The organism is Brevundimonas sp. CURTG3B2_SDJG, from assembly GCF_057364705.1.
In genome coordinates this window covers 1-1,154 of the sequence record NZ_JBNFOJ010000500.1, presented here as the reverse complement: position 1 = coordinate 1,154, position 1,154 = coordinate 1, and the positions used below count along the sequence as shown (strand labels likewise).

Here is a 1,154-nt window from a genome sequence, read left to right as displayed (position 1 = left end):
CGCGGCGTTCCGCGGCCTCCAGCAGAGCGCGGCGGGCGGCCTCGGCGAGCGGGCTTGTCGGGGCGTCGCATGCGGAATGTCGGCGTTGAGGGCCGGCCTCGAAGCGGGGGCGGTCGTGTCGTCTGGGGTGGGATGATCGGTCACAGCGTCCTTGCCTTGAGCCAGTGCGTTCCAATTCGCAAATTGGACGTGCGCCTTCCCGGCGCCAGCGAACCCGCGCACGAGTGACGATGAATCATCTGAAGACCTTCGCCCTGCTGGCCGTCCTGACGGCGCTGTTCATGGGCATCGGCTACCTGATCGGCCGCGTGCCGGGCATGCTGATCGCGCTCGTGCTGGCCGGCGGAATGAACGTGTTCAGCTACTGGAACGCCGACAAGATCGTGCTGCGCATGTACCGCGCCCAGCCGGTGGACGAGAACCATCCCAATGCGGTCGTGCGCACCTATGTGGCCGACATCGTGCAGATGGCGCAGGGCGCCGGCCTGCCGCGCCCGATGATCGCCCTGATCCCGAACGACCAGCCGAACGCCTTCGCCACCGGCCGCAATCCGCAGAACGCCGCCGTGTGCGCCACGACCGGCCTGCTGGACATGCTGACCCGCGACGAGATCCGCGGCGTGATGGCGCACGAGCTGGCGCATGTGAAGAACCGCGACACCCTGACGATGACGGTCACGGCCACCATCGCCGGCGCCATCGCGGCCCTGGCCAATTTCGCCCTGTTCTTCGGCGGCGGCGACGACCGCGAGCGTCCGGGCGGGATCATCGGGACCCTGGCGCTCATGATCCTGGCGCCCATGGCGGCGGGCCTGGTGCAGATGGCGATCAGCCGCGCCCGCGAGTACGAGGCCGACCGCGTCGGCGCCGAGATCGCCCAGGACCCCAACGCCCTGGCCTCGGCCCTGCAGAAGATCGAGGCCTACGCCCGGCGCATTCACAACCCCACCGCCGAGCGCAATCCGGCCTCGGGCCAGCTGTTCATCATCAACCCCCTGGCGGGCAAGGGGGCGGACAATCTGTTCTCGACCCATCCCGCCACCGGCAACCGGGTGCGGGCGCTGACGGAACTGGCGATGACGATGCGGGCCGACCGGCCCGGCGGCCCGCGCCCGTCGCGGAGATCGCGCCCGCCCGCCCGGCCACCGACCTCG

At 70.5% G+C, this 1,154-nt stretch carries 1 protein-coding gene; it reads left to right on the top strand.

The window, feature by feature from the left end:
• Window positions 1-230: 230 nt before the first annotated feature.
• A partial coding sequence (gene htpX, locus AC2W7C_RS18215) for a zinc metalloprotease HtpX (protein WP_486002608.1) occupies window positions 231-1,154 on the top strand: 924 nt, incomplete at its 3' end.